The organism is Romboutsia ilealis (genome assembly GCF_900015215.1).
Taxonomy (GTDB): Bacteria; Bacillota; Clostridia; order Peptostreptococcales; family Peptostreptococcaceae; genus Romboutsia; species Romboutsia ilealis.
Map to the genome: position 1 here is coordinate 369,720 of NZ_LN555523.1, position 16,384 is coordinate 386,103.

General features: G+C 31.3%; 8 protein-coding genes, 2 tRNA genes and 3 rRNA genes. All 13 read left to right on the forward strand.

Translation table 11 applies throughout. The annotated features are described in order from the left end of the window. Positions 1 to 15 precede the first annotated feature (15 nt). A complete protein-coding gene (locus CRIB_RS01675; protein ID WP_330623564.1) occupies positions 16 to 690 on the forward strand; it encodes an ABC transporter permease in 675 nt (224 codons plus the stop codon). Next, positions 690 to 1,742 (forward strand): ABC transporter substrate-binding protein, encoded by a 1,053-nt coding sequence (locus tag CRIB_RS01680; RefSeq protein ID WP_180702835.1) that lies wholly within the window; start codon positions 690 to 692, stop codon positions 1,740 to 1,742. Before CRIB_RS01675 ends, CRIB_RS01680 begins: the two co-directional genes overlap by 1 nt. A gap of 127 nt (positions 1,743 to 1,869) precedes the next feature. Beyond that, positions 1,870 to 2,850 carry a glycoside hydrolase family 73 protein gene (locus CRIB_RS01685; protein ID WP_180702836.1) on the forward strand — a complete coding sequence of 327 codons (981 nt, stop codon included), beginning with the start codon at positions 1,870 to 1,872 and terminating at the stop codon, positions 2,848 to 2,850. A 97-nt stretch (positions 2,851 to 2,947) separates the two neighbouring features. Next, positions 2,948 to 6,136: a ligand-binding sensor domain-containing protein gene (locus CRIB_RS01690; protein ID WP_180702837.1), complete on the forward strand. Its 3,189-nt coding sequence runs from the start codon at positions 2,948 to 2,950 to the stop codon at positions 6,134 to 6,136. A gap of 481 nt (positions 6,137 to 6,617) precedes the next feature. Continuing rightward, positions 6,618 to 8,122, forward strand: a 16S ribosomal RNA gene (locus CRIB_RS01695). Positions 8,123 to 8,234: 112 nt separating this feature from the next. Continuing rightward, positions 8,235 to 8,310 (forward strand) — tRNA-Ala (locus CRIB_RS01700). A gap of 152 nt (positions 8,311 to 8,462) precedes the next feature. After that, positions 8,463 to 10,913, forward strand: a 23S ribosomal RNA gene (locus tag CRIB_RS01705). A 132-nt stretch (positions 10,914 to 11,045) separates the two neighbouring features. Continuing rightward, positions 11,046 to 11,119, forward strand: a tRNA-Gly gene (locus CRIB_RS01710). A 15-nt stretch (positions 11,120 to 11,134) separates the two neighbouring features. After that, positions 11,135 to 11,251 (forward strand): 5S ribosomal RNA (gene rrf / locus CRIB_RS01715). Together the 16S, 23S and 5S rRNA genes with 2 tRNA genes alongside form the textbook arrangement of a ribosomal RNA operon. A gap of 213 nt (positions 11,252 to 11,464) precedes the next feature. Continuing rightward, on the forward strand, positions 11,465 to 11,902 hold the full coding sequence (locus tag CRIB_RS01720; RefSeq protein ID WP_180702838.1) for a hypothetical protein: 438 nt from the start codon (positions 11,465 to 11,467) through the stop codon (positions 11,900 to 11,902). A 62-nt stretch (positions 11,903 to 11,964) separates the two neighbouring features. Further along, the gene (locus CRIB_RS01725) at positions 11,965 to 12,144 is read left to right on the forward strand and encodes a hypothetical protein (RefSeq protein ID WP_180702839.1); all 180 of its coding nucleotides are present in this window, start codon (positions 11,965 to 11,967) and stop codon (positions 12,142 to 12,144) included. A gap of 113 nt (positions 12,145 to 12,257) precedes the next feature. Continuing rightward, the gene (locus tag CRIB_RS01730; protein WP_180702840.1) at positions 12,258 to 14,162 is read left to right on the forward strand and encodes a hypothetical protein; all 1,905 of its coding nucleotides are present in this window, start codon (positions 12,258 to 12,260) and stop codon (positions 14,160 to 14,162) included. Further along, positions 14,162 to 16,372: an ATP-dependent helicase gene (locus CRIB_RS01735; protein ID WP_180702841.1), complete on the forward strand. Its 2,211-nt coding sequence runs from the start codon at positions 14,162 to 14,164 to the stop codon at positions 16,370 to 16,372. Before CRIB_RS01730 ends, CRIB_RS01735 begins: the two co-directional genes overlap by 1 nt. Positions 16,373 to 16,384 lie beyond the last annotated feature (12 nt).

The following is a 16,384-nucleotide window of genomic DNA, read 5'->3' on the forward strand; positions in this document are numbered from 1 at the left end:
AATGATTCTAAATCAATGGCTCACTGGGGCGGATTTACATTCAAATGGTACAAAAGCCTTTTACACAATGAAAGTATAATGAGTGCACTATATTATACACTTTTAGTTGCTATATTATCTTCAATTATAGCTACCGTAATAGGAACTATAAGTGCAATTGGTATAAATAAAATGAAATCAAAATCAAGAAAGTTAATGCTTAATGTAAATTATCTTCCAGTATTAAATCCAGATATAGTTACAGCAGTAGCATTAATGAGCTTATTTGCTTTTGTTAATATAGAATTTGGTTTTACAACAATGCTTTTATCTCACATAATGTTTAGTATACCTTATGTTATACTATCTGTTTTACCAAAGGTAAGAACTTTACCTCAGAATATAGAAGAAGCAGCAATGGATTTAGGTGCTACGCCGATGTATGCACTTAGAAAAGTAATACTTCCTCAAATAAAACCAGGAATAATATCAGGGTTTTTAATTGCATTTACTATGTCTATTGATGATTTTATAATAAGTTTCTTCAATACAGGAAATGGAGTTAGCAATCTTTCGATAGAAATTTATGGGATGGCTAGAAGAGGAATAAAGCCAGAGATAAATGCATTATCTACTATAATGTTTGTAGTGGTACTTGGTTTACTTTTATTATCGAATAAAAAACAATCTATAGTAAGGAGTGGGAAGTAATGAAGATATATAAAAAAATAGTATCACTTTTGACTATAGGTGTTCTTTCTGCAACTATGACAGTGGGGTGTGGAAAAAGAGAAGACTCTACAAAAGTTCTTAACGTATATAATGTCGGAGATTATATAGATGAAGAGTTAATAACTAAATTTGAAGAAGAAACAGGTATAAAAGTACTTTATGAAACTTATGATACTAATGAGATGATGTATCAAAAGGTTCAAAGCGGAAGTACAAATTATGATTTGGTATTTCCATCTGATTATATGGTAGAAAAAATGAGAAAAGAAGACCTTTTACAAAAGATTGATTTTAAAAATATACCAAATATGAAATATATAGATAAGAGTTTTTTAAATCCTATATATGATGAAAGTAATGAATACAGTGTTCCATATATGTGGGGTACATTTGGTATTCTATATAATAAAAAAATGGTTAAAGAGCCTGTTGATAGCTGGGATATATTATGGAATCCTAAATATAAAGGAAATATAATGATGTTTGACTCAGTTAGAGATACTATGGGAATAGCTTTAAAAAAATTAGGATATAGTATGAATACTACAGATCTTAAAGAAATTAATGAAGCTAAAGATGTTTTAATGAAGCAAAAGGATTTAGTATTAGCTTATGTAAATGATGAAGGTAAAGATAGATTACTAGGAGAGGAAGTTGCTATGGGTATAATATACTCAGGTGATGCAGTAACTCTTATGGATGAAAACCCTAATCTAGACTATGCAATACCTAAAGAAGGTAGTAATAAATGGGTAGATGCGATGTGTATACCAAAAACTGCTCAGAATAAAAAAGAAGCAGAACTATTTATAAACTTTTTACTAGATCCAGAAAATGCAAAGATTAATGCTGAATATATAGGATATTCTATACCTAATGAAGGCGCATTAAAATTATTAGATAAAGAAATAACTGAAAATCCAGTTGCTTATCCATCACAAGAAGTATTGAATAAATGTGAAACTTTTATAGATTTGGGTAATAAAATAAAATTATATGATAGAGCATGGATAGAATTAAAATCTGAATAATATAATATAAAAATAGCTATGTTTAAACATAGCTATTTTTATATTATATTTTAATATTACTCTACTATTTTTACAATTAAGATCTAGTAGTATAATGATATTAAAGTACTTATTAAGAGGAGATATTATGGGGAAGAAAAAGATAAAGCATTTAGGAAATAAAAGACGAAGAAATAAAGGTATAGGTGGATTTATTAAAAAGATAGCTATACTATTGGGAACATTGATAAGTTTGATAACTTTTATTTATTTAGATAAGCATATAAAAGAATTGTATAAAGGAATTAATATTGAAGCGTCTGCAATAGAATTTTATATAGACATGGCAGATGAAATAGGAAATAAAGAAGTACAGCTAAGTTGGCAAGAGTTAATGGCTATAGATATGGTTAGATATGAAGATGATTTAACTAATATAAAAAAGAAAGATGTTATAGATGTAGGAAAGAAATTTATTAAGAGGGAAGTAAATGAACAAGGGAATAAAATTAAAAAAGTTAGAAGTTTTGATAAAGTTATAGATGAAGTAGGATTTGATGATAAGCAAAAAAAGCTAGCGAAAAAATACTTAGAAGAACTAAAGGGAGTTTATTTAGCCCAAAATACATTAAAAAATCAAGATGAAAAAATTAAATTTATAAAAACAGTATCTGAATTATCTTATGAGAATTACGAAAAGTATAAAATATTACCATCAATAACGGTAGGACAAGCAATATTAGAATCTAGTTGGGGAGAGTCAGATTTAAGTAAAAATAGTAATAATATATTTGGAGTAAAGGCAGATGCAAGTTGGAATGGAAAAGTAGTACAAACAAATACATCAGAAAATTACGATGATAAAATAGTAGCTAAATTTAGAAAGTATGACTCGATAAAAGATTCTATAAATGATCACGGAAAGTTTTTGACTGAAAATAAGAGATATGAAGAAAGTGGTTTATTTAAAGCAACACATTATACGACTCAAGCTCAGGCATTAGAAGATGCAGGGTATGCAACAAAGAAAAATGAAGATGGAGAGCTTATATATGCGGATATATTAATAGATTTAATAAAAAAATACAATCTACAATTACTAGATAGAGAAGTGCAAGAAATTAACTAAGAGTACAATGTAAAAAAATGCAAAATAATGTAAAAAATATAGATTTGTAGTATAATGAAACAGAAAATATATAATATGTCAACTAAAGGAGAAATTTATGCACAAATATAGAAAATTTAAAATTATACTTATATTTATTATAGTTAGTATATTTCTAAATATTTCTAAAGTTAATGTAAATGCTAATACTAATGAAAATATAAATTTTAAAAATATAGGCATAAGAGATGGATTATCTCAATCAACGGCTGAGGTAATATTTCAAGATAGTAGAGGGTATATATGGATAGGAACTGCAGATGGTTTGAATAGATATGATGGTTATGATTTTAAAATTTATAAGTATTCAGCTGATTCGCAAAACAGTTTAACGAGTAATTACATTGTAGATATAAATGAAGACCAAGATGGGAATATATGGGTAGGTACACCGACAGGTCTTAATAAAATTAATATGTCTACCGGAAATATAATAAATTATACCAAAGATGAAAATTTTTATATTACACAGATTTTAATAACGAATGATAACAAGATTGTTGTAGGAACCACAGATGGACTAAATATATATGATGAAAAAAATGATAAATTTATAAGAGTTCTTGGTGAGAAAAATGATTTAACTAGTCAATGTATATATTCTTTAGATGTAGATAATGAAGAAAATATATGGATAGGGACTACTGATGGATTAGATAAAATATCTAAAGATTTAAAAAAGATAAAACAATATAAAAATAATGAGGAAAACTCTATATGTGATAGTTCAGTGTATAATATACTTTATAATAAAGGCTGTATATGGATAGGAACTAGTAACTCTGGTTTAATAAAACTTGATATAAAAAGTGGTACAACTAAGCAATATAAAAATAATACTAAGGATAATAAGTCTATATGTAATAATTACATAAGGGCACTTTTTATAGATAGTAATAATGTTTTATGGGTAGGAACAGATAATGGTTTAGCTAAGTACAATGAAGTTGAAGATAATTTTTATATATATAAAAATAACACATATGATAAAAATAGTTTAGCTAGTAACACTGTATTGAGTATTATAGAAGATAATAGTGGATTAATTTGGGCAGGTACAGAAGCGGGGGTTAGTATATTTGATTCTAATAATAAAATAGAATATTATAAGTCAGAACCATTTAATGAAAATTCATTAAAGTCTAATTTTATATATGGAATTTATGAGGATAAAAATGATATATTATGGGTTGGTTCAGACTCAGATGGAATTAGCTTAATAGATCGAGAAAATGGTACGGTAAATCATATAAACGAAGATGAGGATATATATGGACTTAGTAATTATTCTATAAATGAAATTATAGGTAATGATAAATTTGTATACATAGCTACAAATGGAGGATTAAATATAGTAGATATTGAAACAAAAACTTGTAAAATATTTTTAAAAGAAGATGGATTACAAAGTAATGCTATAACGGCACTGTTTTTAGATAATAAAGGATACTTGTGGATAGGTAGTAATGAAGGTTTAAATATATTAAATACTAAAAATTATGAAATTATAAATTTAAGTGAAATTATAAAAAAAGATTCAGATACAAATAAATATGTAAAAACTATTTATCAAGATAAAGAAGGCGATTACTATATAGGATTCTTTAGAAATGGTGGTATGATGAAGATTGATCCTATAAATAAAATAACGAAACTATATTTAAATAATAAGGAAGATAAAAATAGCATAAGTAATAATTATATTAGAACTATAATTGAAGATGATGACAATAATTTATGGATAGGTACTAATTATGGATTAAATAAATTTGATAAGAATACAGAAAAATTTTATACATATACAACTAAAGATGGATTAGCAAATGATACGGTGTATGAAATTTTAAGGGATAATAATAATAAATTATGGATGAGTACTAATGGAGGATTATCTAAATTTGATACTGAGAATGAAGTATTTAGAAATTTTGGAATAACAGATGGATTACAGGGTAATGAATTTAATGGTAATGCTGCTTATAAAAATGAAAAAGGTGAGTTTTTCTTTGGAGGAATTAATGGATTAAATATATTTAATCCTGAACAAATTGATAGCTCTAAAGTTTCACCAAGTGTAGTTTTTAGTGAATGTTATGTTAGTAACCAAGAGTTTATGAATTTAAATAATAAGCAATTTAATTCAGATGATAATACTATTAAATTTGGATTTTTTGTTCCAACATATGAAAATATATCTAAAATAACTTACTATTATAAATTAGATGGAAATGATTCAGAATGGAATAGTACTACTGATAATAATATAACTTATCATGAATTAAAGCCTGGAAATTATAAGTTTAGAATTATAGCGAGATACTCTAATGGTAAATATAGTGAAGAAAATTCTATTGATTTTCAAATAAAGAAACCTTTTTGGGCTAGTGATTTAGCTATAATTATATATGTTATTTTAATATTTATGTTAATTTATAATAATAAAAATAAAATGAAAAGATTAGATAGATTAGTTGATCAAAGAACAAAACAATTAAAGTCTGAAATGGATAAAAATAATAATCTATTGAATAAAATAATTAAATTGGAGAGGAATAAAAATAATTATTTTGTTAATTTATCACATGAATTAAGAACACCTTTAAATGTTATTAATAGTACAAATCAACTTATAGAAGATTTTAATAAAAATGATGTACCTATAAATAAAGAAAAATTAAGTTACTATATGGAAATATCAAATCGAAATTGCAAAAGATTGTTGAATTTAATTAATAACATAATAGATAGTACAAAATTACAAAATGGTAGCTATGTAATAAATTCAAAAGAAAATGATATAGTTTATGTAGTTGAAGAGGCGACATTAAGTTTAATAGAATTTGCAAAACAAAGAGGTATTGAGATTATAGTAGAACCGTATATAGAAGAAAAGATTATACAATGTGATGCTTATGAAATAGAAAGATGTATTGTTAACTTAGTTAGTAATGCTATAAAATTTACACATAGTGGAGGAACAATTGAAGTTACTATAAAAGAAATAGACGATGCAGTTATAATAAGTGTTAAAGATGATGGAATAGGAATAGACAAAGAAAATATAGAGTTTATATTTGACAGATTCAATCAAGTTATAGATTTAAATAATGAAGTTAAAGGTGGAAGTGGATTAGGTCTTACTATAACTAAACAAATAATAGAATTACATAAAGGTAGTATTCGTGTTGAAAGTGAAATTGGAAAAGGAAGTAACTTTATAATAACACTACCTTTAATAAATCAGTAAAGTATAAATTTATAAAAAAGATTATCTTAGAAAATAAGTTTAAATTAATGTTATTTTTTATAGATAATCTTTTTTACGCTTAAGGATATTATAATACTTAAAAAAATGTGGATAAATTCTGAATGTAAGTAATATCAATAAATTGGTTCTGAGCGTAAAAAAGATTTTGAGCAACGGACGAAGTCGTTGGCGACATGAGCGAAGCGAATTTTTTATTTAAGTTAAATGGATTAAAAAACTTCTATATGAAATTAATAAATAATATAAAAAATAAAAAAGTATAAAAAAAGTATTGACTATATAAAAATGAGATGGTATAGTTATATTTGTCCTTAGGAAAAGGGCGAAATAAAAAAGTAGAGCCGATACAGTCGCTTAAAAAGAACTTTGAAAATTAAACAGTAGGTTAATTTATAGAATTGAAACTAAACAAACCAAGCCAGATATTCAGATAATGATTAGTCTGAGCAGGTAACAACTTTTATTTGAGAGTTTGATCCTGGCTCAGGATGAACGCTGGCGGCGTGCCTAACACATGCAAGTCGAGCGATTTACTTCGGTAAAGAGCGGCGGACGGGTGAGTAACGCGTGGGTAACCTGCCCTGTACACACGGATAACATACCGAAAGGTATGCTAATACGAGATAAAATACTTTTATCGCATGGTAGAAGTATCAAAGCTTTTGCGGTACAGGATGGACCCGCGTCTGATTAGCTAGTTGGTAAGGTAACGGCTTACCAAGGCGACGATCAGTAGCCGACCTGAGAGGGTGATCGGCCACATTGGAACTGAGACACGGTCCAAACTCCTACGGGAGGCAGCAGTGGGGAATATTGCACAATGGGCGAAAGCCTGATGCAGCAACGCCGCGTGAGCGATGAAGGCCTTCGGGTCGTAAAGCTCTGTCCTCAAGGAAGATAATGACGGTACTTGAGGAGGAAGCCCCGGCTAACTACGTGCCAGCAGCCGCGGTAATACGTAGGGGGCTAGCGTTATCCGGAATTACTGGGCGTAAAGGGTGCGTAGGTGGTTTCTTAAGTCAGAGGTGAAAGGCTACGGCTCAACCGTAGTAAGCCTTTGAAACTGGGGAACTTGAGTGCAGGAGAGGAGAGTGGAATTCCTAGTGTAGCGGTGAAATGCGTAGATATTAGGAGGAACACCAGTTGCGAAGGCGGCTCTCTGGACTGTAACTGACACTGAGGCACGAAAGCGTGGGGAGCAAACAGGATTAGATACCCTGGTAGTCCACGCCGTAAACGATGAGTACTAGCTGTCGGAGGTTACCCCCTTCGGTGGCGCAGCTAACGCATTAAGTACTCCGCCTGGGAAGTACGCTCGCAAGAGTGAAACTCAAAGGAATTGACGGGGACCCGCACAAGTAGCGGAGCATGTGGTTTAATTCGAAGCAACGCGAAGAACCTTACCTAAGCTTGACATCCTTTTGACCAATGCCTAATCGCATTTTTCCCTTCGGGGACAGAAGTGACAGGTGGTGCATGGTTGTCGTCAGCTCGTGTCGTGAGATGTTGGGTTAAGTCCCGCAACGAGCGCAACCCTTGCCTTTAGTTGCCAGCATTAAGTTGGGCACTCTAGAGGGACTGCCAGGGATAACCTGGAGGAAGGTGGGGATGACGTCAAATCATCATGCCCCTTATGCTTAGGGCTACACACGTGCTACAATGGGTGGTACAGAGGGCAGCCAAGTCGTGAGGCGGAGCTAATCCCTTAAAGCCATTCTCAGTTCGGATTGTAGGCTGAAACTCGCCTACATAAAGCTGGAGTTACTAGTAATCGCAGATCAGAATGCTGCGGTGAATGCGTTCCCGGGTCTTGTACACACCGCCCGTCACACCACGGAAGTTGGGGGCGCCCGAAGCCACTTATCTAACCCTTTTGGGAAGCGAGTGTCGAAGGTGAAATCAATAACTGGGGTGAAGTCGTAACAAGGTAGCCGTATCGGAAGGTGCGGCTGGATCACCTCCTTTCTAAGGAGAATTACCTACTGTTTAATTTTGAGGGTTCTTAATAAAAATTAAAAACTCTATTGACAATCTTCGACATATACTATAAAATATATATCGTTGTAAAAATAAATATGGGGGTGTAGCTCAGCTGGGAGAGCACTTGCCTTGCACGCAAGGGGTCAGGAGTTCGATCCTCCTCATCTCCACCATGTTTGTACTTTGAAAACTGCATAACATTTAGTGATATGACATCATTTTAAACATATATAGACAAGAAAAGTCTTAAAAATAACACTTTTAAGCACTGGAATAAACTGAGTGAATACGAAGTTTGTTCAGTAGCGATAACTTTTTAATAACTGGTCAAGTTATTAAGGGTGCAGGGCGGATGCCTTGGCACTAGGAGCCGATGAAGGACGTGATAAGCTGCGATAAGCTTCGGGGAGTTGCACGTAAACTTTGATCCGAAGATTTCCGAATGAGGAAACTCACTTAGNGTTGCGGACATACAACATGGATGCAATATGTATCAATAACTTCAACTATATTACCATCTATTCTAACGTTGCGGACATACAACATGGATGCAATATNAAATGGGCGATTAAGTTACTTGGCGTAGACCCGAAACCGGGCGACCTATCCATGAGCAGGTTGAAGCGAAAGTAAAATTTCGTGGAGGACCGAACCCACGAGCGTTGAAAAGCTCGGGGATGACTTGTGGATAGCGGTGAAATTCCAATCGAGCCCGGAGATAGCTGGTTCTCCCCGAAATAGCTTTAGGGCTAGCCTCAAGCGTAGAGAAACGGAGGTAGAGCACTGAATGTCCTAGGGGGTATTGCACTTACCGAAGACTATCAAACTCCGAATGCCGTTTTCTTTTACTTGGGAGTCAGACTGTGGGTGATAAGATTCATAGTCAAAAGGGCAACAGCCCAGATCGTCAGCTAAGGTCCCTAAATGTACGTTAAGTGGTAAAGGATGTGGGATTGCACAGACAACCAGGATGTTGGCTTAGAAGCAGCCACTCATTTAAAGAGTGCGTAATAGCTCACTGGTCGAGTGATTCTGCGCCGAAAATTTCCGGGGCTAAAACGTACTACCGAAGCTACGGCATCATTTATGATGGGTAGGGGAGCTTCGTATGCAGGCTGAAGCATGACCGTAAGGACATGTGGACAGTATACGAGTGAGAATGTTGGCATGAGTAGCGAGACGTGGGTGAGAATCCCACGGGCCGTAAACCCAAGGTTTCCAGGGGAAGGTTCGTCCGCCCTGGGTTAGTCGGGACCTAAGCCGAGGCCGAAAGGCGTAGGTGATGGACAACAGGTTGATATTCCTGTACCGCCAATAAGCGTTTGAGAGATGGAGTGACACAGTAGGATAAGCTAACCGTACTGTTGGTTATGTACGGCTAAGCATTGAGGCAGTCTAAATAGGCAAATCCGTTTAGGCAATGCTAGGATGTGATGGGGAAGCCCTTCGGGGCGAAGTAGCTGATTTCACACTGTCAAGAAAAGCTTCTATCGAGTTTAAAGGCGCCCGTACCGTAAACCGACACAGGTGGGTGAGGAGAGTATCCTAAGGCCAGCGAGAGAACTATTGTTAAGGAACTCGGCAAAATGACCCCGTAACTTAGGGAGAAGGGGTGCCTGTCTATGACAGGCCGCAGAGAATAGGCCCAAGCGACTGTTTACCAAAAACACAGGTTTCTGCTAAGTCGCAAGACGATGTATAGGAGCTGACGCCTGCCCGGTGCTGGAAGGTTAAGGGGATCTGTTAGAGCAATCGAAGCAGTGAACTTAAGCCCCAGTAAACGGCGGCCGTAACTATAACGGTCCTAAGGTAGCGAAATTCCTTGTCGGGTAAGTTCCGACCCGCACGAAAGGCGTAACGATTTGGGCACTGTCTCAACAATAGACTCGGTGAAATTGTAATCCCGGTGAAGATGCCGGGTACCTGCGACAGGACGGAAAGACCCCATGGAGCTTTACTGTAGCTTGACGTTGGGTCTTGGTACTACATGTACAGGATAGGTGGGAGACTAAGAAGCATGGACGCCAGTCTGTGTGGAGTCAACCTTGGGATACCACCCTTGTAGTACTGGGATCCTAACCATAGGCCTTGAATCAGGTCTTGGAACACCGTCAGGTGGGCAGTTTGACTGGGGCGGTCGCCTCCTAAAAAGTAACGGAGGCGCTCAAAGGTTTCCTCAGCACGGTCGGAAATCGTGCGAAGAGTGTAAAGGCAAAAGGAAGCTTGATTGCAAGACATACAGGTCGAGCAAGGACGAAAGTCGGACTTAGTGATCCGGTGGTACCGCATGGAAGGGCCATCGCTCAACGGATAAAAGCTACCCTGGGGATAACAGGCTTATCTCCCCCAAGAGTCCACATCGACGGGGAGGTTTGGCACCTCGATGTCGGCTCATCACATCCTGGGGCTGTAGTAGGTCCCAAGGGTTGGGCTGTTCGCCCATTAAAGTGGTACGCGAGCTGGGTTCAGAACGTCGTGAGACAGTTCGGTCCCTATCCGTCGCAGGCGTAGGAAATTTGAGAAGACCTGTCCTTAGTACGAGAGGACCGGGATGGACGTACCTCTGGTGTACCAGTTGTTCTGCCAAGGGCATGGCTGGGTAGCTATGTACGGAATGGATAAGCGCTGAAAGCATCTAAGCGCGAAGCCAACTTCAAGATAAGATTTCCCGCCGTAAGGGTAAGACCCCAGGAAGACTACCTGGTTGATAGGTCGAAGGTGTAAGTGCAGTAATGTATTTAGCTTATCGATACTAATAGGTCGAGGACTTGACCAAAATAAACTTAAAGGTTTATATCGCCAACCAAATCATTATTAAAATATTAATAAGGAAGATTTCGGTTGCTAAAATAAAATGATTAATATGTAAATGATATGTAGTTTTCAGAGTACTAACTCTAAAACTTATGCGGGTGTAGCTCAATGGTAGAGTTCCGGCCTTCCAAGCCGGCTGTGAGGGTTCGATCCCCTTCACCCGCTCCAACTTAAATAAGATTATGTGGTTATTATAGCAAAGAGGATACACCTGTTCCCATACCGAACACAGAAGTTAAGCTCTTTAGCGGCAATGGTACTTGGTGGGCGACCGCCTGGGAGAGTAGCACGTAGCCACGTAATCTTTTTTTACGCTTAAGGATATTATAATACTTAAAAAATGTGGATAAATTCTGAATGTAAGTAATATCAACAAATTGATTTTGAGCGTAAAAAAGATTTTGAGCAACGGACGAAGTCGTTGGCGACATGAGCGAAGCGAATTTTTTATTTTTTATCACCTTTAAAACTTATATTCTATATAATAATAGAAAGACATTAAGAGGTGAGATTATGAAAAACGTATTCAAAGCGACAGAAGAATTATTTTTTGATATATTAATAATTGCTTTAGTATCTTTCCTTTATTTTAATTACATTTCTATGAGTGAATTCACGTTACTATTAGGGTTAATATTCAGTTTTATTTATTTTGGAATAAACTTTTATATAGGATATAAATATAAACTTAAATTTGTAGAATCATTAATTGTAGGCATAATTGGTTCAGGTATGGGAATATTCTTTATATTTTTTTCACTTTATGCAGAGTTTATTTTAAAAATGCCTAACTTTGCTACTTGGATAGCTATACCTTATTTCATACCTACAATGTCTATTGTTAAACTATTTTCTATAAACATAAATTATTTATATGCACCAGCTTTAATGATTATAAATATAATTTTAGTTGTAATTGGATCTATTACTAAAAATATTATGAATAAATAATCTTTATAAAATAAATACTTATATTATGATATAAAAATATTATATAAAGATTAGGTGATTATATGTATGAAGTAGAAATGAAATATGCAGACTTATTTAATTTAGACACTTTAAATTTTACTTGTGAAAACTTTGATATAAATGATAAAGGATATAAATTTGAAAATATCACAATGAATAATTTTATATTAAATGATTTGGAAGTTAATAATGAAGATATAGCTTTAATAAAAATTAAGTAAAACAGCCATTTGGCTGTATTTTTTTGCGTAATATAAATTTTAATTAACTTTAAGAATTAAAAATTTTCGATATGATATAATTACAATATGATAATGAAAAATAGAGGTGTTTAATGAAATATTTGTTTAAAGAAAATAATAATAAAATTAAATCGAATAAAGTGCTTGATTCATATAAAAAGTTATTAAATGAAACTAATAATCGATCCAGAGGCATAATGATTTTGGTTCCCAATGCGACAGTAAAATTAAAATATGAAAGAGCATTAAATATAGATATAAGTGAAGAATTAAATATAAATACATATATTGGCTTTATTAAAAAAGAGATAATAAAGTTTTGGCCTTTAATTACCGAACAGTGCAATAAAATTATAAATAAATCTATATCCCCTAGATTTATTCCAAGTAGTTTATCTGAATATATAATAATAAATAAGGTCAATGATCAAAGAAATACTAATGGATATTTTCAAGATATTACAGGAACCAATAGAAGTATTTCAAATAGTATAATTAATAATATAAATAAGGCAGCATTAGCTTTAATAGATTTTCAAGATATAGGAGAAAAGATTTACTTATCTAAAAAAAATAAAGATAGTATAATGCGATTTTCTTATAGTCAAATGGATGAAATAATAGACTATTATATAAGTAAATTATTGGAAAATTCTATGATAGATAATGCAATAACTATATATTTATATACAAATTACTTAATAAATGATGAGAGATATATAAAGTACTTAAATCAAGAAATTAAATACCTTATAGTAGATAGTTTAGAATGTTGTAGTAATGCTGAAGTTGATTTTATAAATTTATTATCAAATTACACTCTAGATACCTATATTTATTTCAATAAAACTAATGATTATTCAGTATTTTATAATATAGATATGGAATACATTTATGAAAATATAATAAATAAGATTGAAGATAACAGCAATAGTATAAATTCAATAAAAGAGATAGACAATATAAATTTATCTGATATATATTTGTTGCCGGCAGAAGTTAAATTAAATGAATCTAGCCAACTGTATAGTGAGATGATTGATGAAGTTACAAGTAAAGTTATTGAACTTGTAAATAACGGGATAAGCTTGAAGGATATAGCTATTATATCACCAATAAACAATACTATATTAGATTATCAAATTAAAAATATTCTAAATCGTAATAAAATAAATGTTTTTAATACTAAGAAAAATAATAAAATAATAGATTATCCATACTCAAATGCTTTAGTAGTTGCTACATGTATTTTTTATGGATATGAAGATTATATAAAAGAAGATGAGTATATAAGTTTTATAGAAATCTTATTTAATGTAAATAGGATACAAGCATATAAAATATATAGAAATAAAGAAGAAGATAACGGTTATAAGAACTTAGAACAATATATAATATCTAAAAGAAGTGAAAAACTAAAAATAAGTGAATTTTTAATAAAGTTTTATATAGATAAAATGTTAAACCTTAAAGAAGGAATAAAAAATGTAGATGTATGCAAAAACATAATTTATGAAAGTGAAGCATTTATAGAAAATATAAAATTATTAGGTATTAATAACAATAAAGAAGAGGAGAGAGTATTTATAGAAGTACTTAAAACTACTATAAATGACTATTATAGAATTTCTGATATAGCTGATTTAAAAGAGTCTAATAGCATTATTTTAACAACTCCTTACTCATATATATCTTATGATATAAATAGACCTATTCAAATTTGGGTGGATATAGGAAGTAATGCTTGGAGTATGAAAATAGAAAAAGATATAAGTAATTTAATTGTTCTTAGAAAATCATTTAAAGAAAAGCAAATATATACAAATGAAATGGAAGAATACTATAAGAAATATTATTTATACAATCTAATATATAATTTGCTTATAAATGCAAAAGAAGTGTATGCATATAAGAGTGAATATACAGTAAATGGTTATATACAAGAAAGTATATTATATAGTATATTATTAAAATTAGTATCTAAGGGAGATGTTTAATGAATAATATAAACTACAGAGAGGACCAACTACCTATAATATCTTATGAAAATGGTACTATGGCAGTACCAGCAGTACCAGGTGCAGGTAAAACATTTATAGTTACAAACTTAGTTGCCAAGTTATTATGTGAAAATAAACATAAGGGCGGAAAAATACTTATACTAACTTATATGAATAGTGCAGTAAGTAATTTTAAGGGAAGAATAAAGAAGATACTTCAAGATAATGAAATAAAAGAGGAAAGCTCATATGAAGTTATGACAATACATAGTTTGGCAGTAAAAATAATTAAAGAGAAACCAGAAATAGTAATGTTAAATGATGAATTTAATATAGCTGATGATTTACAAAAAAATATTATACTAAATGAATGTATAAATAATTTTAAACTAAATGGCGGGCAAAGAGCATTTGTATGGTTTTTAAAAGATCAAAAAGATAATGAATGGAAAGATAGAATGTTAGATGCTTGGGAAAATGGATTTTATGACCTTGTAGGAAATGCTATAGGTGAATTAAAATATAATGACATTTCTCCATTTGACTTAGAAAAAATTATAGATAGTGATTATAAAGGAATATTAAAAATAATTTTACCTATATATAAGGATTACGATAGAAAGTTAAAGCAATATGGATTATTAGATTATGATGATATATTAATATTAGCTCACAAGGCTTTAACCTTAGATGAAGGATTAAGAAATAAGTTTCAATCTAGATATAAATACATATTTGAAGATGAATGCCAGGACTCAAATGAAATACAAGGGAAAATAATAAAATTAATATCTAAAGAAAATAATAATTTGGTAAGAGTTGGAGATGTAAATCAAAGTATAACAGGTACATTTTCATCCTCAGATCCAAAATATTTTAAAGAGTTTATAAGAGAAGCAGATAATTGTTTTAGGATGGACATGTCTAACAGGAGCTCTAAAGATATTATAGATTTAGCAAATAGACTTGTAAAATATGTTACAAAAGAGTTTAATCAGATAGAGTGCAGAGAAGCTTTAGAATCTATGGATATAAAAACAGTTCCTGAAAATATGGGTTATAAAGAAAATCCAAAGCCTGACGTGTATAGTATAAATACTAAAAGATATATTACTTGGAAAGATGAAGTAGAGAAAACTGTAATATATGCCAAGAATATAAAGAAAAAATATCCTGATAAAAGTATAGGTATATTAGTTCCATATAATGAACAAATTACACAAGTTGCAAGGGTATTAATTGATAATAATTTGGAGTTTGAAGAATTAGGACCAAATTCATTAAATAAGAGAAAGATGTTAGTTAATATATCATATATAATAGATTTTATATTAAATTGTGATGATATAGAAAAGCTTATATTAGCTTTAGATAAAGTTTTTATACATACAGATAATGAGGCAGGAAAATCAGATTTTTTAGAATTAATAAAATGTTATACAACAGAAGAACTTATATATAACGAAAGTAATAAAGACTTGATAATAGATACAAATAGTGATGTGTATAAGAGCTATATAAAAGGAATAAATGCTATTAAAGAAATATTAGAATATCCTATAACAAGATTAGATTTATTAATTTTATTTATTGGAGAAAAATTAGAGTTAGAAAAAGAAGATAGAGCAGTGATTGATTATGTATCCTTTTATATAAAATATTTATCGTTAGAAAATACAAATATGTCTCTTATAGATGTATATGAAATAATATCAAATACTAAAAATAGAGTATTTAACTATATTATAGATGTAGTATATGAAATGAATGGATATGAGCCAGAGCCAGGAAGTATAACAGTATGCAATTATCATAAGTCAAAAGGTTTAGAATGGGATTGTGTATTTTTATTAGGGCTTGTACAATATAATTTTCCAGATAATACAGGACAAAAGTTTCAAAGTGATAGATGGTATCTAAAAGATAGATATAAAAACCCAATAGCCATAGTAAAGTCAGAAATAGATAATATATTAAATAAGAGCGTGGATATAGACTATATGTATCAAAGTAAAATAGATGTCATAAATGAAAAAATAAGATTGTTATACGTTGGAATAACAAGAGCTAAGGAAATGTTAATATTATCATGTAGTTCGTATAAAGATGAAACTGAAATTGGTAAGAAAAATAAGGAACAAAAACCATCTATATATATAAATGAACTGGAAAAACATATTCAACAAAAAAGAAGTATAAAAGCTTAATATAAAGAGAGG

Coding starts and splice junctions, on each gene's coding strand:
- CRIB_RS01675 (WP_330623564.1), top strand. CDS start 16: ATGGCTCACTGGGGCGGATTTACATTCAAATGGTACAAAAGCCTTTTA.
- CRIB_RS01680 (WP_180702835.1), top strand. CDS start 690: ATGAAGATATATAAAAAAATAGTATCACTTTTGACTATAGGTGTTCTT.
- CRIB_RS01685 (WP_180702836.1), top strand. CDS start 1,870: ATGGGGAAGAAAAAGATAAAGCATTTAGGAAATAAAAGACGAAGAAAT.
- CRIB_RS01690 (WP_180702837.1), top strand. CDS start 2,948: ATGCACAAATATAGAAAATTTAAAATTATACTTATATTTATTATAGTT.
- CRIB_RS01720 (WP_180702838.1), top strand. CDS start 11,465: ATGAAAAACGTATTCAAAGCGACAGAAGAATTATTTTTTGATATATTA.
- CRIB_RS01725 (WP_180702839.1), top strand. CDS start 11,965: ATGTATGAAGTAGAAATGAAATATGCAGACTTATTTAATTTAGACACT.
- CRIB_RS01730 (WP_180702840.1), top strand. CDS start 12,258: ATGAAATATTTGTTTAAAGAAAATAATAATAAAATTAAATCGAATAAA.
- CRIB_RS01735 (WP_180702841.1), top strand. CDS start 14,162: ATGAATAATATAAACTACAGAGAGGACCAACTACCTATAATATCTTAT.